Origin of the sequence: Aquibacillus halophilus, from assembly GCF_009649745.1 — a bacterium.
GTDB lineage: Bacteria > Bacillota > Bacilli > Bacillales > Amphibacillaceae > Aquibacillus > Aquibacillus halophilus.
On record NZ_WJNG01000007.1, the window covers coordinates 155909 to 179626 of the forward strand.

Here is a 23718-nt window from a genome sequence, read left to right on the forward strand (position 1 = left end):
GTGAAAATATGGAAGAGTTATCTTTTAAGCGTCACCGTAGGCTGCGAAGAACTTCAAGTATGAGAGCACTAGTAAGAGAAACGACTTTATCTAAAGATGATCTCATATATCCTATGTTTATAGTTGAAGGGGAAAATGTAAAAAAAGAGGTCTCTTCTATGCCGGGAGTCTATCAAGTTTCTTTAGACCATTTAACAGAACAATTACAGGAATTGGTGAAGCTAGGCATTCGTTCTGTATTACTATTTGGCATCCCAAAACAAAAGGATGACGTTGGTACACAGGCCTATTGTGAAACCGGCATTGTCCAAGAGGCGTTAAGAAAAATAAAAAATGAGTTTCCAGAGATAATTACAGTTGCTGATACATGTCTTTGTGAGTATACTTCTCATGGTCATTGTGGCGTGATTCACGATGGAGATGTACATAATGATCAATCACTAGAGTTACATGTGCAAACTGCAATATCTCAAGCGAAAGCGGGTGCAGACATTATTGCTCCATCCAACATGATGGATGGGTTTGTGGCTACGATTCGAAAAGGACTTGATAAAGCTGGGTTTGCAGATATCCCAATTATGTCCTATTCAGTTAAATATGCATCCTCTCACTATGGTCCATTTCGAGAGGCGGCTGAGGGAGCACCACAATTTGGGGATCGTAAATCATATCAAATGGATCCGGCAAATCGTTTAGAAGCATTTCGTGAAGCAGCGTCAGATATCAGCGAGGGTGCAGACTTTTTAATCGTAAAACCCGCCCTTTCGTATCTAGATATTATCCGTGATGTTAAAGAGCGTTTTAATGCACCATTAGTTGCTTATAATGTAAGTGGAGAATATGCAATGGTTAAAGCTGCAGCACAAAATGGCTGGATTGATGAAAAAACGATTGTACTTGAACAATTAACTTCAATGAAACGCGCTGGTGCTGATTTAATCATTACTTATTTTGCGAAAGATGCTGCTAAATGGATAGAAGAAGGGGAGTGAATCTATGCGAAATTTTACTAATTCAATAGATGCTTACAAGGAAGCTGTAAATTTGATGCCAGGTGGGGTCAATAGCCCAGTTAGAGCATTTAAATCCGTTGGAATGAGCCCTATTTTTATGGAACGTGGTAAAGGATCCAAAATATACGATATCGACGGAAATGAATATATAGATTATGTATTGAGTTGGGGACCACTGATTTTAGGTCACGCCGATGAACGTGTAGTAACTAAATTAAAGGAAGTTACCGAAAATGGGACAAGTTTCGGTGCACCTACCTTAGCTGAAAATAAGTTAGCCAATCTTGTATTAGAACGGGTTCCTTCGATAGAAATGGTACGTATGGTTAACTCAGGTACAGAAGCAACTATGAGTGCATTACGATTGGCTCGTGGATACACAGGTAGAGATAAAATATTAAAATTTGAGGGCAACTATCATGGCCATGGCGATTCGTTATTAATTAAAGCAGGATCAGGTGTCGCTACATTAGGATTGCCTGATAGCCCCGGTGTTCCAGAGGCAATTGCTCAAAATACGATTACAGTCCCTTATAACGACATAGAGAGTGTTCGTTATGCTTTTGAACAATTTGGTGATGAATTAGCAGCTGTAATTATCGAGCCAGTATCTGGAAACATGGGTGTTGTACCTCCAAAGGATGACTTCTTACAAAACTTAAGAGATATTACCGAAGAAAATGGAACACTCTTAATTTTTGATGAAGTAATGACCGGATTTCGTGTTGGCTACAATTGTGCTCAAGGTCATTTTGGAGTAACGCCAGATATTACTTGCCTTGGTAAAGTAATTGGTGGTGGACTACCAGTTGGGGCTTACGGTGGTAAGCGCGAGATTATGGAAAGGATTGCACCAGCCGGAGATATTTATCAAGCAGGAACATTGTCAGGTAATCCTCTAGCTATGACTGCTGGATATGAAACATTGGTTGCAATGAACCAAGAGGCATATCAACAAATTAATAGAAAAGTTGATCGACTTATAGATGGTTATCAGCAGGCTGCTAAAGAGCACAACATTCCTTTGCAGGTTAACCGAGCAGGATCTATGGTTGGCTTCTTCTTCACTGATGAACAGGTTGAAAACTTCGAGTCGGCAAGCAGATCTAATTTAGACCATTTTGCAAGTTACTACCGTTCTATGATTGAGGAAGGTATTTTCTTACCTCCGTCTCAATTTGAAGGTATCTTTTTATCAACAGCCCATTCAGATGAGGATATTGAGAAAACAATCGAAGCAGCAAAAACAGCCTTTTCTAAATTAAAATAAGGCTGTTTTCCAAAAGATTGTTGTTATTGACACAAAATCTATAGATTGCGCAGTAACTTTTTACATTTTTCCTTAATCGACTGCTATGTTGATTTGCGCTCCGGGCAGTCGCTTTCCGCCGGCACGGCTTCAGCCTCCTCGTGGAAAACCGCCACTGCGGGGTCTTCAGACGCGTGCTGTTCCGGCAGGAGTCGACTGCCCTCCGCTCCAATCAACTATCATAAGTGTAGTTGCACAAACAGATTACTGTATAGCGTAGAACGAAGGAAATACACTAAAATTTCATTGAGAAGTAGTATTCAACGTTATTGGTATTTTTCTTACTTTAACAGAAAGCTTTTCTAAGTTGGAGAAAAACGCTCCCTTTCAATTGGAGAAATACGTGAAACTTGATTATGGGTTTTATTATCGCAAATCAGAACACGATTACTAGTGTAGGCAGAATACGTAGACTCCTGTGGGAACAGCGCGTTCCGAAGACCCCGGAAGAATCGTTCTTTGATTCTGAGGAGGCTGAGGTCGTGCCCACGGAAAGCAAAGTATTCTGCCGAAACGGTGTATAGCAGAGCCGATTATATACAGAATGTAGAAATCAACTATCAGTTACTTTGCATTTTACATCCACTGCGAAAAATTAAAACAAATAAGCTTAAAATAATGACTCGTTATGAGCCACCACAAAAATATCTGTCATGATATTTTTGTGGTGGCTCATTTTTTATATGGATTAAGATAATAAGTATTTGCTTCTATTCTGTCATATAATTCATAAGTTCATATAAGGCCATCTATAAAATCTAGGGTCAATAAGGTATTAAATGCATAATTCTATAATAATTTCATATATCTGAAATGTGAGGGTAATGTACGATTGCATGTGATTCTGAGGGGAGGAATTAGTGTTGGCAAATGGTGATCAGTCAGTTTTCACTTTTGATCTAAGTGAATCTTTATGGTTTGAAAAGGGACAGGAAGTTGACGAAATAATGGGGATATCTCTAGAACCTGAAATTTCAATTCAAGAGTTTGATGATTTTATATCTATTAGAGGCGTTATTGAATTGAAAGGAGAATATTTTCAGGTAAGGGAAAGTGCAGAAGAGGAAGTTCTTTCTTTACGTGACCATCCTTCTCAACGGTTTGTTGACAGGGTAGAAAGCTATGAGGATGGAGTAAATGAATTTTTCCATAACTTTCCTGTGGAGGTTTCTATTCCAAAGTACCGAATTGATTCATTAGATGACGTCATGGTAGGTATTGAGTCATTTGACTATGAACTGCCAGAAAACAGTCAATTAAAGCTTAATGCGGTTATTGCTATTCATGGTGTGGTGGAGGATCGTACAGAACCTACGGAAGAATATCAGGAACCGGGGAAAAGTTATGATGATGTTGATGACATAGACGAATCTGAGCGCGAAGAGGAAGAAGAGATCATCTATGAAGAGCCTTTAGTTGAAGAACCAGAACCAGAGGTAGAGATTGATGAAACTTTTGAATTCGACCTTAAAGAAAAAGAAGAAGAAAATAAAGTAGAAGTTAAAAGAGATGAACATGAAGAAGTGAAATCAGGGAAAAAAGATTCTAAAAACACAGAAAAAGAAAGATGGAAAAACAAAAAATCACAATCATTGTCTGAGTTTTTTGGTAGTATGGATAAACCTAAGAAAGCAGAAAAAGTAGAAGATGTTGCTGAATCAATGGAATCTTCAAGTATAGTATCATTTTCTTCCTATTCAAAGGAAGAATCAGAAGATGACTATGAATCATCGAGAGAAGAAAGAGTCCAACAGGACACTACTTACTTGATGAACATATTTGAGGATGATGATGAAGACCGATTTTCAAGTATGAAGATGTGTATCGTCCAAGAATCTGATACATTGAGCTCCCTTGCAGAAAAATATAATATATCGGCACTTAATATCTCCAAAACAAACAGGTTAGAGGATGACCAATTATCAGAAGGACAAATTTTATATATACCAAATAAGAATGCAAAGGTTAAATAGTAAGACTACAAATCCCTTGCCACGTGAGTGACAAGGGATTTTGTAGTATGTTTGTATTGCTCAATCTAAATTTGGAAGCTGTTGGAGTGGTTAATTGATGACAAATGTAAGGAGAATATTAGAAGCCTATCAAATTGTGCCAACAGAAATCACAGAAATTTCTAATCGATTATATAAGATTCAAAGTCACAATTATTCGTTTGCCTTGAAAAGATCTAGTCTAAATGAAAATTCTATTGATAACTGGAAAAATGTGTATCATTTATCAAATGAACATCATCTTACTTCAATTCTGCCAGTATATATGACTGTTAAAGGGGACATAGTTCATAAATACAATAATGAAATTTATTATTTAACACCGTGGAAGGAAAGAAGACAAAGTGACGAACCGAAGTATGAGGTTGAATCACTTTACCAAACAATTGGAAGTATTCATCATAAAACCAAAAAGGAAATAAGCTTACGAACTGACCAGGTTGAACAACTTATACCACAAGAAAAAGAAAGAGTAGCGACTTATAAAGGCAAATTAACCAGTTTTGTAGAAAAATTTGAACGCCGTCGCTACATGTCACCGTTCGAATTAAGAGTTTGTATGCAGTACCGTGATTTAGAGCAGGTCTTTAAGAATATTGATTACTGGTATGATTACTATTTGGAAGATCTTATTAAAGATGGTGTCAGCTATTCATCACTTTGTCATGGAAACCTTCGTTCTTCCCATCAAGTTTATCACAATGGTACTACCTATTTAATTAATTGGGAGCACTCTTTTCATGGAAATTCAATCCGAGATTTAGCAATCTATTTTTTTCATGAGCTAAGATATCATGATAGTTATTTAGAACACCTCGCAAATTCATTTCCAATTTATGAACAATATAATCCACTGCTACAAAGTGAGAGAAGCTTATTAGCTATTTATCTTATAAATCCTTACAGTTACTTAAACCTAATTGAAAGCTACGATCAAAATAGGCTAAAAAGCGTACATCCATTTCAAGTTAGATTATTAGAACATGGATATCGACGTCTAATGCAGGGATTAACTTTTCAAAATAGTCTACATGAAACGAGGCAGAAAATTATAGAACAACAACAGGAATCGGAAAGTTAGATATACTGGAAATAGAATGCAAAGAAAATCCCAATAAAAATCCCTAACAGAAGAATATCGAAGGTAGTTGGAAAAAAAAGTGTCCGTACTAATTGGAAAATTACAATTGGTAATGTTGCTCGTTCTATAACGAGTAGCCAATATCTTGCCCATGGGGGAAGTCGATAACGATAATATCTTGCCATATTTTCACCCCTTCTAGTCTTTTGGTGTATCATATGTAATCAACCTATTCAATGGTGCATAGAAAAAATAAATAAATTTGTTGACTTATTTGTGTTATTTTGGATAAAATAGCTAGTATAAATAACACGAATAAATGCAGTGAAGAGGAAGAGTATTTTGCAAATACCTGATAGAGAGGGAATCGTTAGCTGGAAGATTCCTAGGATTATTTGCATTAGAAAGTCACCTCTGACGCAGCTTCTTTGAACAAAAGTAAGTAGGAGAAGCCGGTGATGAACCGTTAATGAATGAAGTGTGCATACATGAATGAGTAGAAGTGTATGCAAACGAAGGTGGTACCACGGAAATAAATCCTTTTCGTCCTTTATGGATGAAGGGGATTTTTTATATTGTTTTTTATTGAAGGGTAAGGCTTCTTGGATATTAAATGAGAAATCAATTGTCAGGGTGCTATTGCTACTTAAACAAAGGAGGAAGTAAACATGGATGAAAATAAAGAAATTTCATTGCCACCAAAGTATGATCCAACTGCTGTTGAAAAGGATCGTTACAAATATTGGTTAGATGGTAAGTTTTTTGAAGCAAAAGGTGACAAAAGCAAAAAGCCGTTTACAATTGTAATCCCACCCCCGAATGTAACAGGAAGATTGCACATTGGGCACGCTTGGGATACTACATTACAAGACATTATTACTCGTATCAAACGAATGCAAGGCTATGATGTACTTTATTTGCCTGGTATGGACCATGCTGGTATTGCGACTCAGGCTAAGGTCGAAGCAAAACTAAAAGAACAGGGACAATCTAAGTATGACCTAGGCAGAGAAAAGTTCTTGGAAAAAGCTTGGGATTGGAAAGAAGAATATGCTGAGTTCATTCGAGAACAATGGTCCAAAATTGGGTTAGGTTTAGATTACTCGCGTGAGCGTTTCACCTTAGATGAAGGGCTTTCTGAAGCTGTCCGTGAAGTGTTTGTAACGCTTTATAATAAGGGGCTCATTTATCGTGGTGAGTATATTATTAACTGGGATCCTGCAACAAAGACCGCTCTTTCAGATATTGAAGTTATTCATGAGGAAGTAAAAGGTCACTTCTATCATATGAAATATCCTTTAAAGAATGGTTCTGGTCATATCGAAGTTGCTACCACTCGTCCAGAGACAATGCTCGGAGACACAGCCGTTGCCGTTCATCCTGATGATGATCGTTATAAGCACTTAATCGGTGAAAAAGTTGTCTTGCCAATTGTTGGACGTGAAATAGAAATAGTTGCAGATGACTACGTGGATATGGAATTCGGTTCAGGCGCTGTTAAGATTACACCAGCCCATGACCCGAATGACTTTGAAATTGGTAATCGACATAAACTTGAACGCGTTTTGGTAATGAATGAAGATGGTACGATGAATGAAAATGCCGAAAAATACCAAGGAATGGACCGTTTTGAGTGTCGCACACAAATAGTAAAGGACCTTCAAGATAAGGGAGTATTGTTTAAGATCGAAGAACACATGCATTCTGTTGGTCATTCCGAGCGAAGTGGAGCGGTAGTAGAACCGTATCTCTCAACACAATGGTTTGTAAACATGCAACCTTTAGCAGATGAGGCTATTGAGCTGCAAAAGCAATCATCAGATGAAAAGGTAAACTTTGTACCTCAACGCTTTGAACGGACCTATTTAAATTGGATGGAGAATATTCGTGATTGGTGTATTTCCCGTCAACTATGGTGGGGTCATCGAATTCCAGCTTGGTATCATAAAGAGACTGGAGAGATGTATGTAGGAAAAGAAGCACCGGAGGACGAAGAGAACTGGGAACAAGACAATGATGTGTTAGATACGTGGTTCTCTTCAGCGTTATGGCCTTTCTCTACGTTAAATTGGCCGGATACTGAGAATGAGGATTTCAAGCACTTTTTCCCGACTAATGTACTTGTAACTGGTTACGACATCATTTTCTTCTGGGTTTCCCGGATGATTTTTCAATCAAAAGAATTTAATGATCAACGTCCGTTTGAAGATGTATTAATTCACGGCTTGGTTCGTGATGCAGATGGTCGAAAAATGAGTAAATCACTTGGCAATGGTGTCGATCCGATGGAAGTAATTGATAAATATGGAGCAGATTCATTAAGATATTTCCTATCTACAGGTTCGACTCCTGGTCAAGATCTGAGATTCCAATGGGAAAAAGTAGAATCCACCTGGAATTTTATAAACAAAATATGGAATGCGTCACGTTTCGTGTTAATGAACCTAGACAATTTAAGTTATCAAGATATAGATTTAACTGGTCGAAAGTCAGTTGCAGATAAGTGGATACTGACCAGGTTAAACGAAACGATTGATCAAGTGAATAAAAACGTTGATAAGTATGAATTTGGTGAGGCTGGCAGACATTTATATAACTTTATTTGGGATGAATTCTGTGATTGGTATATTGAAATGGCGAAGCTACCATTGTATGGAGAAGATGAAAAAGCTAAACATACGACAAGGTCAATCCTTGCTCATGTACTAGATCATACAATGCGTATGTTACATCCATTTATGCCTTTTGTTACAGAGGAAATATGGCAACAGCTACCACATCAAGGAGAATCGATTACGCAAGCAGCATGGCCAGAGATTAAAGCAGAATTACATGATGAAACAGCAGCTGAAGAGATGAAACGATTAATGGCAATTATTCGAGCTGTACGTAATATTCGAGCTGAAGTTGATACGCCAATGTCAAAGCAGGTTCAACTGATGATCCAGGCAAAAGATGAGCAAATTGAAGGTCAGTTAGAACAAAATCGATTGTATTTAGAGCGTTTCTGTAATACTAGTGAATTAATAATCTCAACAGCGGTTAATGCACCCGAAAAGGCGATGTCAGCAGTTATTACTGGTGCTGACTTGTACTTGCCACTAGAAGGATTAATTGATGTAGACAAAGAAATTGCACGCCTGAACAGTGAATTAGATAAATTAAACAAAGAAGTAGAACGTGTCGAGAAAAAGCTATCTAACGAAGGTTTTGTTAAAAAGGCACCGGAACAGGTTGTTGAAGAAGAAAAACAAAAACAACAAGACTATATAGAAAAACGTACGAAGGTTGAAGCGAGAATTAAAGAACTTCAATCCTAAATTTAATATTAAAAAAATGGAATCTATTTAGATTCCATTTTTTTATGGATACATAATACAAAAAAATGACAATTTATGGTAAAATAAATATTATTATTATTTTTACAAACGGGGTCACAGAATGAAAGAATCTACGGTAAAGAAAATAAGAAGTATCCTTCTGCACACCTTAGTTATTTTAGTTTCTTTAGTTACAAGTTATACGGTTGTATATACATTTCAATACTTACCAAAAGGTTATGAAATTATCTCAAAGGAAGAGGCATCTATTACATTAAAGTCCAACAATATAATAGGAATCGAAGAAGAGATAATTGGTTTCAATCCACCTGATAAGCAGCAATCATGGAAGATGGAGTATTTAGTTAATACAGTGAACGAACAAGAACTTTATTTGTTTTTGTTTTTTATTACAGCTCTTGCATCTATTTTTCTTTTTGTATATCGCCTGAATAAGGGAGAAAAATTCAGTCATTCTTTATTTAAGAGTGGCATCGGTGCAGCATTAATTGCTTTGTTACCTTACATCCAAACATTAGACAGAATCGATTCAATCTTGTATTCCATCTAGCTATTTTAATTTTGAACATATATAGTCCATGATATAGTTAGCCACATTGATCTTGGTACACTCATAAATATTACGAATGTGAGCATTAGAATTTATTTCGCAAACGATAGGTTCATCGTCTGGACCAAAAAGTAAGTCCACACCTGAGAAATCAGCACCGATTGCTTTAGTAGCAGCAATTGCTAATTCTTTTTCTTGTAAGGATGGATGATATATCTCCATTTTTCCTCCTGCACTAACATTTGCTCGAAAATCATTACTAGATGTTCGTAGCATCGAGGCAACCACTTGATCACCAACAACATTCAAGCGTATATCTTTGCCGTAGCTTGATGAGATGAATTCCTGTAATACAAAAGGACGACCCTCTAATCTAGCAAGCTTTAGAAATAGCTCTTGCCTAGACTTAATAAGATATACTTGTTCACCAAAAGATCCATAGGCCTCTTTGACAACTATAGGAAAGTTTAAATAGTCCTCTAGGTGATTAAATCCACTCGTGTCTATGTCTGTTACTCCAGCAAAAATTTTTGGGCCGACAATAGTTTTTGGTATAGGTAATCCCTTTTCAGCTAATCGTTGATAAGTAGTTATTTTATTATCACTTATCTCAATAGCTTCTGATGAATTGAAGACCGGAATATTCATCAATTCTAATTGCTTAGCAAGATGAATATCCTTGTCACCAAACAAAACAAAATCAGGACGTTCAAATTTAGCACGCTCAATTATACTATTTCCCTCAGAGCTAAGCAGGGATAACAAATGATTATTTTTAATGATTCTAGTAGATAAATCAAGTTTAGTTGCGGAATCCTGCATCCACTCAGCGAATTCCAAGAATTTCCCACCTGGTAGATGGCCATTATAAATAATCCAGCCGTGTTTTTCCATAGTAAATTTCCTTTCCAAAGGTTCCTAGTTTTAAACAACAATTGTTTCTTGATATAATACGTTCATTATAAATATTTTTATAAAAAGGTAGGCTCTAGCATGTACACAAACATAGAGGATGTATTAAGATTTCTGCAATCTAGAAATGGCTTAGGTATAAAACCGGGTCTTGAACGGATGACCAAAATGTTAGAGCAATTGGATCATCCAGAACAACAATTAAAAGTAGTACATATCGCTGGTACGAATGGAAAAGGTTCAACTCTAACATTTATTAAACAAGCGCTTGTACAAAACGGATACAAAGTAGGCTCATTTACTTCTCCTAGTATAGATAGATTCAATGATCAAATAAAGATTAATGATCAAGTGATTCCAGATTCATCATTAATGAAAATCACGAACAGATTGATACCAATTATTGTAACCTTAGATGAAGATGGTGATCCCCCAACTGAATTTGAGATAACAGTAGTGATAGCTATATTGTATTTTGTGAAAACAGTTGATATAGCACTAATCGAAGCCGGTATGGGTGGGAGAGACGACTCTACCAATTGTGTCTTACCAATATTGTCTATTATAACAAACGTGGGAATGGATCACGTTGCTTTTTTAGGTGATACGCTTAGAGATATTGCTTCCCATAAAGCAGGTATTATTAAACAAAATATACCGATAATCTCTGGTGAGATGAATAGCGACGTGTTAGCAATTATTGAAAAAGAAGCATTAGGTAAGGCCGCAACATTGTATCGGTATCAAAGGGAGTATTCTATTGCAAATAAACACCTATCAAAAGAAAAACAGGAAACATTTTCGTTTGTAGCAGGTGATTATCAGATAGATGCTATTGAATTATCAATGAAAGGTGAACATCAAATCAAGAATGCCGCACTCGCTTGTATGGCATTAGTGCAATTACAAGCTTTAGGATATGAGCTAAGTACCGATACTATTAAGAAGGGTATAAAGATAGCCTTGATTCCAGGTAGATTCGAGCAAGTTTATTCAAATCCTATTGTTATTATTGATGGAGCTCATAACCAAGAAGGGGTTCAGGCTTTTCTTAACACTACTAAACGTCTTTATCCAGAAATGGAAAAGCAAATAATTTTTGCAGCATTTAAGGATAAGCCTCTGAAACAAATGATTGATCAAATGGAGGGTAACTTTGAAAAAATAACCTTCACAACTTTTGACCATAGTCGTGCTGCTGAGGCAACACAATTGTTCGGGATATCCAATAGTAAAAAGAAAGAACTAGATCTGGACTGGGAGAACGCAGTATCTTCCTTTTTATCGAAGGAGTCTAGTCAAAAAATGTTATTCGTTACGGGATCACTACATTTTATTAAATTAATTCGTAAATATTTTGAGTATTTAGAATAATTATGGTATGTTTGTACTATGCTTTTTGAAACGTATAGGTATTTAGTCCTTTAATTATCATTCCATGTGAGGTTGGTCACATGACGAATCTAACTTTTTCTAAAAACTAAGTAAGCTATGAAAACTATGGGAGTTGTTAATATGGTAGAAAAAAGAAAACAAATAGCTCTCTGGATAGCATGGATATTTATTTGGCCTATATCTCTAACGTTAATTTATGTGCTATGGACACCGAGTTTTGAAGGTCAAACAATTGATATTTTATCTTTTGCCATTTTAGCATGTATTGTTGCCTTCTTCCCATTATTGGTTAATAATACTCCTATCTTTTTCGTTCACGGAATTAGCTTTGCGGTATTTTTATATTATGGTTTATTTATAGAGGTTCTAATAACTCAATTAGCTATTCTTACTCTACTGGTAAAACTTAGAATAGAACGGACTGAGCTTTTTCGAATACCTTTAAATATGTTAATGTTCTTAATTATCTCTATCCTATCAGCTTCAGTATATAAACTTCTTGGTGGTGTAAATGGATCAATCTATTTTACTTCAATAAATGATGCAATTGCAGTGATAGGTTATATAGTTACTGTATTTGTATCGAATCAAGTTCTCTTATTCGGTTTTCATAAGGCGATTTATAATTTGGATAGAAAACTAATAGATAAAGGATTCGCATGGGAATTTATTACGACGTTATTCGTCTTACCAGTTGGATTCATTTTGTATCTCATGTACAGGGATTTCGGTGTTTCGGCCATTTACTTTGTCGGTCTGCCGTTTATCAGTATATCCTTCATTCTAATGCTCTATTATTCTAGTAGAAATATTAATTATTACTTACAAAAAACAAGTGAAATAGGCCATGAGCTTACAGTCCAAATGGAGGTTAATGAGGTAATTGATTTATTTATTGAACGAGTAACTGAATTACTTCCAATTGACTATACTTTCGTCTACGAAGTAACCGATGAAGAAACACTGAGACTTTCAAGATTTTGTGATAAGGAGAAGCTATTAGATTTTCCGACTAAAGATCGTTTAGCTAAATTCGAAGCAATCAGTGGTAATGTATGGGGACATAACAAAAGCATCCATTATCAAAATAGACGGCAATGGGGACATATTGAAGATGTAGACCTCCCGTTATTAGGTCAGAGTGTTGTTTCTTTACCTGTTGAACGAAATAACAAAGTTACAGCGGTAATTACACTGTTGTCAAAGAAGAAGAGGGCATTTGAAAAGCACCAATTTATGATTTTAAATATATTGACAAATTATCTTGCTGTTGCACTAGAGAATGCACGGAACTATGAGGAAACAAAACGAAAAAGTGAACGGGATCCTTTAACAAGGTTATTTAATTTCCGCTATTTCCAAGACTACTTAGAGGATTATTTTACCGAGGAAAAAAAACAATTATATCCTCAGGAAGATATGTCCTTAATATTGTTGGATTTGGATCATTTTAAAGAAGTGAATGACACATATGGTCATGAAAGTGGAAATGAAATTTTAACGGCCTTGGCTTCACGTTTAACTAGTAAAATAGGAAATCAAGGAACCGTTGCTCGTTACGGAGGAGAAGAATTTGTAGTGTTTCTTCCAGATACTTCTAAAGCCGAATGCCAGATGATTGCAGAAGATCTAAGAAAAGAAATAGCAGAAAAAATGTTCGCATTATCTAATCATATATTGGAAAATAAAGAACCAATTAAAGTCCAAGTTACGGCTAGTATTGGGATTGCAACATGCCCAGAAGACTGTGATGAGCCGTTAGAACTGATTCGTCATGCAGATCGGGCCATGTATTTAGGTGCAAAACAAAAGGGAAGAAATAAAGTAGCATTGTATAGTAGATAACTTCCTGAAATTCTAATTATTTAATAGCTTTTCCAAATACTAAAGACAACCTTGTTCAGAATCCTTAAGGTTGTTTATTTTTTTTGAAATAGTTATTTATAAATTCGAACACCATCTAGAATATTATCCTTATTCGATTTACATAACCTATAAATGAATCTATACTAAGATTAGACAAATATAGACAATGTTATAAAGGCTGAAAAAAGAAGGATGGTGAGTAATGAAGGAATTAAAGTGGTTATATAATTCTAAAGGTTTAACATTGGTAGAAGTAATGGCCTCAATTACTATATTATCCATCATTATTGTTTCATTTTTAGCACTCTTCATACAATCAGCCCGAACCAATCAAATCTCCCAGGATATAACGGATGCAACATATATAGCTCAAACTGAAATGGAAAAGATATATAATCTTAGCAATACTTCTGACGGGTACTGTTCTGCTGTTTCAACCCTAGCAGCTGAAACGTGTGAAGATTATACCCTTTATAAAGACGTTGAAGGATATTATGTCGAAATTCAGTTGTTCCAACCTGATCCTGATAATGACATAGGTAATGTCCTAGTAAAAGTATACGAAGACAACTCCTTGAGTAAGTTAGAAGCCCAAATGGAAACTATTTATAGTTGGAAAGAATAAGAGGGTGGATATGTTGATAAATAATGAAAAAGGCATCACTTTAGTAGAACTAGTTGCAACACTAGCGATCATGTCGATGGTGATTGTGCTAATTGGTTCGGTCCATATATTTGGTCAAAAACAGTTCTCTAGCCAAACGGAACAGATTAAAAACCAGTCTAACGTAAGGGTAGCGATAAACACAATAACTAAAGAAATCAGAAGCGTAGGTAAAACAGAAGTAACTGTGAACGAAAATGTTTTAACAGTTGGTACGGGAGAAAATTCAATTAATTATCAACTAGTTAATTCTGAGATTAGAAAAAACGGGAAACCAATAATTACTGGTATAGAAGGATTTTCAGTAAAGAGTGGTAGTGATGAAAACACTAATGAAATTAATATAACTATTACTAGTTCACCTGATCAGCAAGGAAACACCTCAACTTTGACTACTGTAATTTACATGAGGGAGTAGGTGTGGAAAATGAAGAGAAACCTTTGGCGAAGAGTCCAGATTTTGTTGAATAACGAACGTGGAGTTACTCTGGTGATGGTACTGATGGTCTTGATGGTACTGTCTGTTTTGGGATTGGGATTATTAGGAACTGCTGTAAGTAATGCAAACCTAAGTTCTGTTGACAGGGACCATCAGTCAACTTACTATATTGCTGAAGCGGGAGCAACGGAACGGTTAAGTGAAATTAAGAGCAAGGTAGCTGGTGTTTATGATGAAACATCTAATGAAGCTGCTTTTTATAATCAGCTAGAGAATGAGATGTTAGGTTCCGTTTTAAATGATAAGTTCGAACCTCATTTTGGTGATCAACCACAGGCTTCTGTCAATGTGGAAATAGAAACTGTCGGTAATCCGAGAAAATATAAAATTATCTCCTTAGGCACTATTGGTAAGCGAACACGAACAGTAGAACGGATGTTTACTGTTGATTGGCAACCTAAAGGGGGGCTAAATATTCCACAGAATATGGCTGCCTATACAAATACGACCATTAGTTTAACTGGCGGTGCAACAATAGACGGAAATATAGGTACAAATTCATCGGAAGCCAATTCAATTGAATTAAAAGGTGGTGCCTCTATTATAAATGGTGTAGTTTATGTACCGGAGCCTGCCCTCGATATTGCGCTGGATAATGGTAGTGATGTTGATGTTTCAGTGTCAGCTAAACCACCAACACCTTTGAAACTACCACCATTTCCTAATATTCCTACTTTTCCTGTCTATCCAGATTCACAAGTAGATGGGTACAATGTAATAGAAAATGGTGCATTAAGAGTAAATCAGAAAACAACTAATGGCTATGTGCTGAATTTAACGGATAATACATCCTTTACTGAAATAGAAATTAAGAATGATAAAGTATTAACTATAAATACCAATAATTCTGATAAAACCATTGTAGTAGATGACTTGTACATCCAACAGGGCAACTTAAATATTGAAGGTTCAGGTAAGCTGACCATATATGTCCTTAACTCGATTTCGATGGGAGGCGGGGGTACAATAAATGACAATGGGGACATTGGAAAACTAAATATTTATTACAGTGGTACTGATGAAGTAAAGTTAGCGGGAAGTCAAAAAATTTATGGTTCATTATTCGCGGAAAGTGCTGACATAAATATAACAGGTGGCTCAGGATTCTTAGGTCACATCTTAACAGGTGGTAACAACTTGGAAATAAGTGGAAGTACGTATATCCCAACTTTATTCTTTGCTCCAAATGCAGATGTTCAATTAAAGGGCGGCGGTGAAGTGGAAGGTGCGATTATATCTCACTCACTATCTGCTGTTGGTGGCACTAATTTGAAATTCAGTGAGCCTGACACAATAGATATTCCATTTGGTTCTAATACGAGTGGAGATTCACCAGAAAATTTGCTCCAAATAGGCACTATTAAAGAAAAATAAGTTATCTATATTACTTTGAAGAGGGGGGTTCTATGGCTATAGGAAATAGAAAGAAAAAGCTTGGTGACGTACTAAAAGAGGCGGGAATTTTAACAGAAACACAAATTGTTGATGCTCTTGAACAAAAGAAGGACGGGCAGAAGCTCGGGGATGCTCTTCTTGAGCAAGGTTTTATAACAGAACAACAGTTGTTAGAAGTGTTAGAAATTCATCTGCGGATTAATAGTGTTTCATTATACAACTACCCGTTAGATAAAAACTTAATAACTCTTGTGCCAAAGGATGTAGCAAGAAAATATCTTTTAATTCCTTTATCACAGAAAGAAAATACTATTACTGTTGCGATGAATGACCCAATGGATTACTTTGCAATCGATGATTTGGAGCTTTCAACAGGGTTTGAAATTAAGCCTGTTATAGCATCAAAAGATGATATTTTACAAGCAATAAATAAATATTATGATCTAGGTGGAAATGATTTCGAAGACGAACCGGATGATATGGATGATGATGCACCGGCAATTAAGATTATGGATCAGATTTTGCAAACAGGAGTTCATTTAAAAGCAAGTGATATTCATATCGATCCATATGAAGTCAAACTCGCGGTAAGGTACCGTATTGATGGAGTGTTACGTACGGAGAGAAATGTACCGAAAAGACTACAAAATTCTCTGATTGCTAGAACTAAAATCCTTTCTAATTTAAATATAACAGAAACGAGATTACCTCAGGATGGTAGGGTCAGGCTTGTATTAGATAATAAACCAATTGACTTACGTATCTCTACGCTACCAACCGTGTTTGGTGAGAAGATTGTAATTCGAATACTGGACCTAAGTAATATATTTAAGAAGTTAACAGATTTAAACTTTAGTGAAATCAATCTAGAAAAGTATGAAAAAGCAATATCACAACCATCTGGTCTTATATTGTTAACTGGACCAACAGGTTCTGGGAAAACATCAACACTTTATGCTTCCATTAATAAATTGAATCGGGAAGACGTAAATATTATTACCATTGAAGATCCGGTAGAATACCAACTAGATGGTATTAATCAAGTTCAGGTTAATAGTGGAGTAGGTCTTAATTTTGCTACAGGGTTACGTTCAATCTTGAGACAAGATCCGAATATTATCATGGTGGGGGAAATACGTGATAGAGAGACCGCTGAAATTGCTATTCGTTCTGCATTAACTGGACACATGGTCTTTAGTACTCTCCACACGAATAGTGCAGTAGCTGCAATTCCAAGATTATTTGACATGGATATTGAACCTTATTTAGTAGTTTCCTCATTGTCGGCGATTATGGCCCAACGATTAGTTAAAAAAGTATGTAAGGATTGTAAAATGACTCGTCAGGCCAGTGAAATGGAAAAGGTTCTGTTCAGAAAACGTGGGATTGAAATTAACGAGGTAACTGAAGGACAAGGGTGTAATAGCTGTAAAGGCACTGGCTATAAAGGGCGAATGGCTATTCATGAATTGCTAATTATTAATGATTCGATCCGTCATATGATGATGAATAATAGTACTATTACTGACATTAAGAAATACATTCAGGAAAATGGCATGAAATTTTTAGTTGATGACGGACTAATTAAGGTAAAAAAAGGTTATACAACGATAGAAGAAGTACTACGAGTAGCAACGGAAGACTAGGAGGGGAATGATATGAATCGATTGGAGTCATTATTACGAGTAGCATTTGAACGAAATGCATCTGACATCCATCTAACTGTAGGCGCTCCTCCAGTTTTTCGTATCCATGGAGACTTAGTGAAATATGGAGAGGAAAAATTAGAACCGTCTGATACAGAAGAAATGGCAAAAGGTTTATTGACGGAGAAGATGTGGAATCAGTTTAATGAAAAACGAGAATTAGATTTGTCCCATGGCGTAACTGGTGTTTCACGGTTTAGGATGAACATTTTTTATCAACGTAACTGTATCTCTCTTGCCATTAGGGTAGTTCCAACTAGTATTCCAAGTCTAGATGAATTGAATTTACCTGAAGTATTAAAAGAAATTGCTGCAAAAACGCAAGGGTTGGTATTAGTAACTGGACCAACTGGTAGTGGTAAAAGTACTACGCTTGCGGCAATGATTGACTTTATGAATAAGACAATGAACAAGCATATTATTACGTTGGAGGACCCAATTGAGTATTTACATTCCCATCGTAAATGTATTATTGATCAACGTGAAGTAGGTTTTGATACCGGCAATTTCCAAAATGGATTACGTGCTTGTTTACGACAAGATCCGGATGTTATTTTAGTCGGTGAGATGAGAGACTTGGAAACTATTTCAACAGCAATCACAGCCGCAGAAACTGGACATCTCGTACTAGGCACTTTGCATACAACCAGTGCATCAGCAACAATGGACCGAATCATTGATGTCTTTCCTTCTGATCAAAAAGGACAAATTAGGGTACAATTAGCCAACGTATTAGAAGCAATCGTTTCTCAACGTTTATTTCAAACGTCTAACAAACAAGGAAGAATTGCGGCCACAGAGATTTTAATTAACACACCGGCTGTTAAGAACCTAATTCGAAGTGAGAAAATGCATCAAATTCCAAATACAATGCAAACATCTCGTGATCAGGGGATGCACATGATGATAATGGAAATTAAAAAGCTGGTAAGCCAAGGCAAAATTTCCGAAGAACAAGCTCTCCCTTATCTAAAGGAAAGAGGGTGAGTAGATGGGGTACTTTCGTTATAAAGGAAGAACTAGCCTAGGTAAAGCAAAAAAAGGGAAGGTTAGTGCTGAAACTAAAAATGAAGCAGTAATACTACTTAAACAAGATGGGGTTACTGTCTTTGATATTCAAGAGCTTAATCCGATATTGTATAAGGATATTCATATTGGTAAAGCGATTTCAAATCGTGATTTTGTCATTTTTTTGAGACAGTTTGCAACCTTGATAAATGCTGGAATTACACTAGTTGAAGCAACTAGTATATTGGAGGACCAAACGTCTAATAAATTATTAAAGCAAGCATTAGCCAAAGTGCAGGATTCTTTAGAAGAAGGGATAGCTTTATCAGAAGCACTAGCTGAGTTTCCTAAGCTTTTCCCAGAATTACTTATTAGTATGATTCATGCTGGCGAGGTTAGTGGTAACCTAGATGGAATCTTGGAAAACATGGCTGGTTATTATGAAAAACAATATCAATTAAAACAAAAGATTATTACAGCGCTAACTTATCCTATCGTTGTTGGCATCATAGCTATTTTTATCACAATCTTTTTGCTAGCTTTCATCGTTCCAATATTTACTGATATGTTTATTTCATTCGACCAAGAAATTCCTGCATACACGGCATTTGTTGTACAAATTAGTGAAATAGTCCAAGCTTTCTGGTGGGGTATCTTTCTAGTTGTCGTTCTACTAGGAGTTCTTTATAAGTACTTGCAACAGAAACCTGGATTCGCTTATACGTTTGATATGGCCAAGCTTAGAATTCCTGTATTTGGTAGCTTTATTCAAAAATCATTATTAGCAAGGTTAACTCAGACATTAAGCTCACTCCTTAATAGTTCTGTACCAATACTCCAGGCTGTTGAAATTACTGAACGAGTAATCCAAAATCGTGTAATAAAAGATGTATTGAGAAAAAGTCACTCAGCCTTAGAAGAAGGGGAATCCATGGCCAGTCCGATGAAGCAGCATTGGGTATTCCCTAAACTGGTTACACAAATGATTGCAGTTGGTGAAAAAACAGGTTCACTGGATGCGATGCTGAAGAAAGTAGCGGATTTTTATGAACAAGAGCTAGATGAAGCATCTGATAAACTGAAGTCTTTAATAGAACCAATTATGATTGTTTTTCTAGCATCAATAGTAGGTGCGATTGTGATGGCAATTGTCATTCCGATGTTCTCTTTATTCGAAAACATTTAACAAAAAGTTACAATCGATATTAGTAGAAAGGTTATAGACATCGTACTCAGTTATAGTATAATGGACATAGTTATAACTGAATGAGAGAACATTGAGAGAACAAAATCAGACATAGATAATCAGGATGCTATGATTGACCATCTATATATGGGCACTTGGATGGTCAGGAGCTATTAGTGCAACCGACTGGCATCATGAAGAACCGCGGTCATGTTGGTAGTCATTTTTTGTTTTATTATTTTAAAAAAGGGGAGAAATTTTAATGATGAAAAAGATGTTTAAGAAGTTAAATAATGCTAAAGGTTTCACACTTGTTGAATTACTAGCAGTTATTGTTATATTGGGGATTATTGTTGCGATTGCTGTTCCTGCTATTGGGAACATTATTGATAATTCTAGAGAAGATGCAACTTTGGCTGAGCGGGATATGATAATTCAAGCTGGAAAATTAGCTTATGCTGCTGGTGAGTTTGAGGCTTCTATAACTGTTAAAGAGTTGGTCGATGATGGATATCTTGAAGATGACGATTCTATTACAAAGCTTTATGATAAAAAAGTAACATATAGTTCTGGTACTTTCACAACTGATGTTCCAATTCCAGGATCATGATGATATTCTAAATCCTGCTCAACACCAGAATAATTTTAAATTAAAGAGATCCCTCACCGAGGGGTCTCTATACATATATAGGAGAAAATGCCAATGCAATTATTTTACCTCTCATATTTCTTTATCATAGGATTAGTCTTTGGTTCTTTTTTTAATGTGGTAGGGTTGCGTGTTCCAGAAAAAAAGTTATTCCAGTCACAACGCTCGTACTGCCCTCATTGTAATCATACGTTATCATGGTATGAACTCATCCCAGTTTTCTCCTTCATAATTCAACAAGGTAGTTGCCGGCAGTGTAAGCGAAAAATATCAATCATTTATCCTTTAGTAGAACTATTTACTGCAATCATGTTTGCTTATAGCTTCTATATATTTGGTTTTCAGTTAGAACTTATCACTTCATTACTACTTGTTTCCTTGCTAGCAATTATCATAGTTACCGATCTTAAGTACATGCTAATACCTGACCGCATTTTGTTGTTTTTCTTTCCTTTCTTTGTGATTATGCGTCTATTCGTACCACTGGAACATTGGTGGTCTCCTTTCCTAGGAGCGCTTGTTGGCTACGGAGTGTTAGCAGTTATCATCATTGTTAGTCGGGGCGGTATGGGTGGAGGAGATATGAAACTGTTCGCGTTATTGGGTATCGTTTTAGGTTACAAAGAAATCCTATTAGCCTTTTTCTTATCAACTCTGTATGGTTCTATTATTAGTATTGCTTTATTAGCCTTGAAGGTAGTGGAACGAAAGAAACCAATTCCATTTGGTCCTTTCATTGTTTTGGGAAGTCTCACTAGTTATTTTTATGGAGATTTTCTAATTAGATGGTACTTAACAACTTTCTTATAAAAAGTAGGTGACAGCATGGTATTTAAATTTAAAAAACAGGTAAATCTCATTATAAAAGATCGACTTCTTCGCTATATTGTCTCTACTAACTCAACGATAGAGAGTATTGTGGACTCTGGAGAGATTATATTGGAGCCAGGTTTATTAGAGGATGGCAAGCTGATTAACGATAAATCGCTTCAGGTCGTGTTAGAACAGTTAGTTAAGAACAAAAAATGGAATAACCTTCCATTGTCTTTTTGTGTTCCAGATTCTTCAGTTACAATTCGAGAACAGTTAGTTCCAAAAGGATTAACAAAGGAAGAGATAAAAAGCTACATTAATATGGAGCTCGAAGAAAGTATTCGATTGCCTTTTATAGATCCAATCATTGATTTTGTAATTATTGGCGAAGAAAAAGACCAAGCGAAAATTCTTTTATTTGCGTATCCAAAGCAAAGAGTAAATGAATTTTTACAGATATTCCAAAAAAGTGGATTAAAGCCAAAAGTCGCCGATTTATCATCTTTGTCCATTTACCGTCTCTATTATCAGTTAGATTTACCAGAGGACAATGAACATCTTCTTCTTGTTCAATGGGGTAAGGACGCATCTGTTCTTACAGCCTTTAATCAAAACAAGCCGGTTTTCACTAGGTACATTAAATCAACACTAGATCGAAATTCATGGTCCTGGAGTACGGCTGACAATGATCTATTATGGACCGGTGATGATGAAGAAATAAGTCAATTGATTGAAGATCAATTAGTTACAATTGATCGTTTTATGGAGTTCTATCAGTATTCAGTGATGGACGGAAATGAGGAAATTTCAAAAATACTGCTTACGGGAGACTTTCCAAACCTTGAGCAGATTGAACTTTTACTCAAGGACCGTTTTATCGTCACGATAGATTCAATGAAAAAAATGGAAGACAAATTAAAACATCCAGCTAAATATGCTGATGCGATTGGATTGGCTGTTAAATCAAAAAACAAGTAAGCAAAGGGGGACATTTGGATGGTAGAAATAAATTTTATTGAGAAAAAGAAAATTAATATTGTTCCTTTTATCATTGCAGCTGTGTTTACCCTTTTGCTTGCTGCATCTGTCTATCTCTTATCTTGGCAACATACAACCCAGCAACAACAGTTGCAATCAATCCAACAACAATTAGACAATAATTTAGCCAAACAAGAGGAATTGACTAGTTTACTAAATTTGCATGAACAAAGGACTACGCTAGAGCAACAAATAACTAGTGTAGAAGCAGAAATATTTCCGACACTCCCCTTATTAGACAGCCTTGTAGGTTTGTTACCTGAAAACACCTATTTTAGCAACTACTCCTTTTCGATTGATAGCGGTTTAATGATAGACATCCGTACCGACGATATAGATCAGGTAGCAGCTTACAGTAATCTCCTTGAACAGCAAAGTTTTATCGAAAATATAATCTTATCAACTGTTTCTAGGAATGAACCTGATAATTATATTGCTTCCTTTCAATTGCAGATCAATCAAGATGCATGGAAAGAGGAGGTAAACCGATGATCGCAAAATGGAGTCGTATTCATATTATCATTCTTATCCTTTCTATTCTCGCGGCTATTTCCGTTTACTTTGCAGGTTATTATCATTACGTCATACCGGTAACAAATCAAATTGAGGACTCAAGTGAACTACTGACTATTCAGGAGAACACATTAGCAAATACATCTCCTCAAGAGGAAGCTGGTGATTCTAGTCTTTCAACAGAATCACAACGAAAGTTACCAGTTGCCAAAGACAATGATCGACTATTAATTACGTTAAACGATATAGCTTCTAATTCTAATAGTGTCATTACAGAGATATCGATAACCGAAGCAGCAGTGGGAAATGTCGAAAATACAGAAAATACGGATCAACTGTTAACTAGTCTAGCAGGACTTACTACCATTAATTATCAATTGCAGGTTTCAGTTGCAAATTATCAAGAAATGTACAGTTTTTTACAACAATTAACAGATACGGATCGTTTGCTTAACATTGATCAGCTAATATTTGGAGCGGCAGGAGAAGGGAATTTGGATTTTTCTGTTACATTGTCTACCTTTTACAGTCCTTCCCTTTTGAATTTACAAGTTGAAGCACCAACCTATGATTTTCAACCATCAGCAGAAAAAACAACACCTTTCCCAGAGTGAAAGAGTGTTGTTTTTTTGTGCGATTTTTGTAATAGTATCCCCTATTAAACAAATATTCTTGTTCGTCCGTTTTTTTTGTAGAAATGTTGTTTATTGCTTATGACAAAACTCGTCTTACTTTTCAATACTAGTGTGATAGAGTGTAACAAACTCT

21 protein-coding genes, 1 riboswitch and 1 other annotated feature are annotated in these 23718 nt (G+C 35.9%); of the genes, 19 read left to right on the forward strand and 2 right to left on the reverse strand.

What is annotated here, in order from left to right; translation table 11 throughout:
• The first annotated feature begins 8 nt into the window (after positions 1 to 8).
• The 4 genes from hemB (at position 9) to GH741_RS09680 (ending at position 5415) form a co-directional block, all read left to right on the forward strand.
• On the forward strand, positions 9 to 992 hold the full coding sequence (gene hemB / locus GH741_RS09665) for a porphobilinogen synthase (RefSeq protein ID WP_153736595.1): 984 nt from the start codon (positions 9 to 11) through the stop codon (positions 990 to 992).
• 4 nt (positions 993 to 996) lie between these two features.
• The gene (gene hemL, locus GH741_RS09670; RefSeq protein WP_153736596.1) at positions 997 to 2283 is read left to right on the forward strand and encodes a glutamate-1-semialdehyde 2,1-aminomutase; all 1287 of its coding nucleotides are present in this window, start codon (positions 997 to 999) and stop codon (positions 2281 to 2283) included.
• A 902-nt stretch (positions 2284 to 3185) separates the two neighbouring features.
• Positions 3186 to 4295, forward strand: coding sequence for a stage VI sporulation protein D (gene spoVID, locus GH741_RS09675; protein WP_153736597.1), 1110 nt, complete (start codon positions 3186 to 3188; stop codon positions 4293 to 4295).
• 97 nt (positions 4296 to 4392) lie between these two features.
• Positions 4393 to 5415: a protein kinase family protein gene (locus tag GH741_RS09680; protein ID WP_153736598.1), complete on the forward strand. Its 1023-nt coding sequence runs from the start codon at positions 4393 to 4395 to the stop codon at positions 5413 to 5415.
• On the opposite strand, the gene GH741_RS09685 is transcribed toward GH741_RS09680, so the two are convergent.
• Positions 5412 to 5600: a hypothetical protein gene (locus GH741_RS09685; protein ID WP_153736599.1), complete on the reverse strand. Its 189-nt coding sequence runs from the start codon at positions 5598 to 5600 to the stop codon at positions 5412 to 5414. The two genes, GH741_RS09680 and GH741_RS09685, sit on opposite strands and share 4 nt — an antisense overlap.
• Before the next feature lie 130 nt (positions 5601 to 5730).
• Positions 5731 to 5969, forward strand: a binding site (T-box leader).
• A 114-nt stretch (positions 5970 to 6083) separates the two neighbouring features.
• On the opposite strand from GH741_RS09685, the gene GH741_RS09690 reads away from it, so the two are divergent.
• Together GH741_RS09690 and GH741_RS09695 are read left to right on the forward strand one after the other, a co-directional pair.
• Complete coding sequence (locus GH741_RS09690) at positions 6084 to 8735, forward strand: valine--tRNA ligase (protein WP_153736600.1); 2652 nt, start codon at positions 6084 to 6086, stop codon at positions 8733 to 8735.
• A gap of 121 nt (positions 8736 to 8856) precedes the next feature.
• Complete coding sequence (locus GH741_RS09695; protein ID WP_153736601.1) at positions 8857 to 9306, forward strand: hypothetical protein; 450 nt, start codon at positions 8857 to 8859, stop codon at positions 9304 to 9306.
• Here GH741_RS09695 and GH741_RS09700 read toward each other — a convergent pair whose 3' ends face one another.
• The gene (locus GH741_RS09700; protein WP_153736602.1) at positions 9307 to 10200 is read right to left on the reverse strand and encodes an ATP-grasp domain-containing protein; all 894 of its coding nucleotides are present in this window, start codon (positions 10198 to 10200) and stop codon (positions 9307 to 9309) included.
• Positions 10201 to 10299: 99 nt separating this feature from the next.
• Here GH741_RS09700 and GH741_RS09705 point away from each other — a divergent pair, with 99 nt between their 5' ends.
• From GH741_RS09705 to GH741_RS09765, 13 genes are all read left to right on the forward strand, one after another.
• The gene (locus tag GH741_RS09705) at positions 10300 to 11592 is read left to right on the forward strand and encodes a bifunctional folylpolyglutamate synthase/dihydrofolate synthase (protein ID WP_153736603.1); all 1293 of its coding nucleotides are present in this window, start codon (positions 10300 to 10302) and stop codon (positions 11590 to 11592) included.
• A 141-nt stretch (positions 11593 to 11733) separates the two neighbouring features.
• Complete coding sequence (locus tag GH741_RS09710; RefSeq protein WP_170287599.1) at positions 11734 to 13458, forward strand: sensor domain-containing diguanylate cyclase; 1725 nt, start codon at positions 11734 to 11736, stop codon at positions 13456 to 13458.
• 223 nt (positions 13459 to 13681) lie between these two features.
• The gene (locus tag GH741_RS09715) at positions 13682 to 14104 is read left to right on the forward strand and encodes a type IV pilus modification PilV family protein (RefSeq protein WP_153736605.1); all 423 of its coding nucleotides are present in this window, start codon (positions 13682 to 13684) and stop codon (positions 14102 to 14104) included.
• Between the two features lie 10 nt (positions 14105 to 14114).
• On the forward strand, positions 14115 to 14561 hold the full coding sequence (locus GH741_RS09720; protein ID WP_153736606.1) for a type II secretion system protein: 447 nt from the start codon (positions 14115 to 14117) through the stop codon (positions 14559 to 14561).
• Between the two features lie 9 nt (positions 14562 to 14570).
• Positions 14571 to 16016 (forward strand): DUF7305 domain-containing protein, encoded by a 1446-nt coding sequence (locus tag GH741_RS09725; RefSeq protein WP_153736607.1) that lies wholly within the window; start codon positions 14571 to 14573, stop codon positions 16014 to 16016.
• 32 nt (positions 16017 to 16048) lie between these two features.
• A complete protein-coding gene (locus GH741_RS09730) occupies positions 16049 to 17683 on the forward strand; it encodes a GspE/PulE family protein (protein ID WP_153736608.1) in 1635 nt (544 codons plus the stop codon).
• A gap of 12 nt (positions 17684 to 17695) precedes the next feature.
• Positions 17696 to 18730, forward strand: a complete 1035-nt coding sequence (locus GH741_RS09735) for a type IV pilus twitching motility protein PilT (RefSeq protein ID WP_153736609.1) — start codon at positions 17696 to 17698, stop codon at positions 18728 to 18730.
• A gap of 4 nt (positions 18731 to 18734) precedes the next feature.
• The gene (locus tag GH741_RS09740) at positions 18735 to 19937 is read left to right on the forward strand and encodes a type II secretion system F family protein (RefSeq protein WP_153736610.1); all 1203 of its coding nucleotides are present in this window, start codon (positions 18735 to 18737) and stop codon (positions 19935 to 19937) included.
• Positions 19938 to 20050: 113 nt separating this feature from the next.
• Positions 20051 to 20134, forward strand: a riboswitch (cyclic di-GMP riboswitch).
• A gap of 65 nt (positions 20135 to 20199) precedes the next feature.
• Entirely contained in the window at positions 20200 to 20547 is a 348-nt protein-coding gene (locus GH741_RS09745) for a competence type IV pilus major pilin ComGC (RefSeq protein ID WP_153736611.1), read from the forward strand.
• A 93-nt stretch (positions 20548 to 20640) separates the two neighbouring features.
• Positions 20641 to 21396 (forward strand): prepilin peptidase, encoded by a 756-nt coding sequence (locus tag GH741_RS09750; RefSeq protein WP_153736612.1) that lies wholly within the window; start codon positions 20641 to 20643, stop codon positions 21394 to 21396.
• Between the two features lie 15 nt (positions 21397 to 21411).
• Positions 21412 to 22377 (forward strand): type IV pilus biogenesis protein PilM, encoded by a 966-nt coding sequence (gene pilM / locus GH741_RS09755; protein ID WP_153736613.1) that lies wholly within the window; start codon positions 21412 to 21414, stop codon positions 22375 to 22377.
• Positions 22378 to 22395: 18 nt separating this feature from the next.
• A complete protein-coding gene (locus GH741_RS09760; protein ID WP_153736614.1) occupies positions 22396 to 22929 on the forward strand; it encodes a PilN domain-containing protein in 534 nt (177 codons plus the stop codon).
• Positions 22926 to 23564, forward strand: coding sequence for a hypothetical protein (locus tag GH741_RS09765; protein ID WP_153736615.1), 639 nt, complete (start codon positions 22926 to 22928; stop codon positions 23562 to 23564). Before GH741_RS09760 ends, GH741_RS09765 begins: the two co-directional genes overlap by 4 nt.
• Positions 23565 to 23718: the final 154 nt, after the last annotated feature.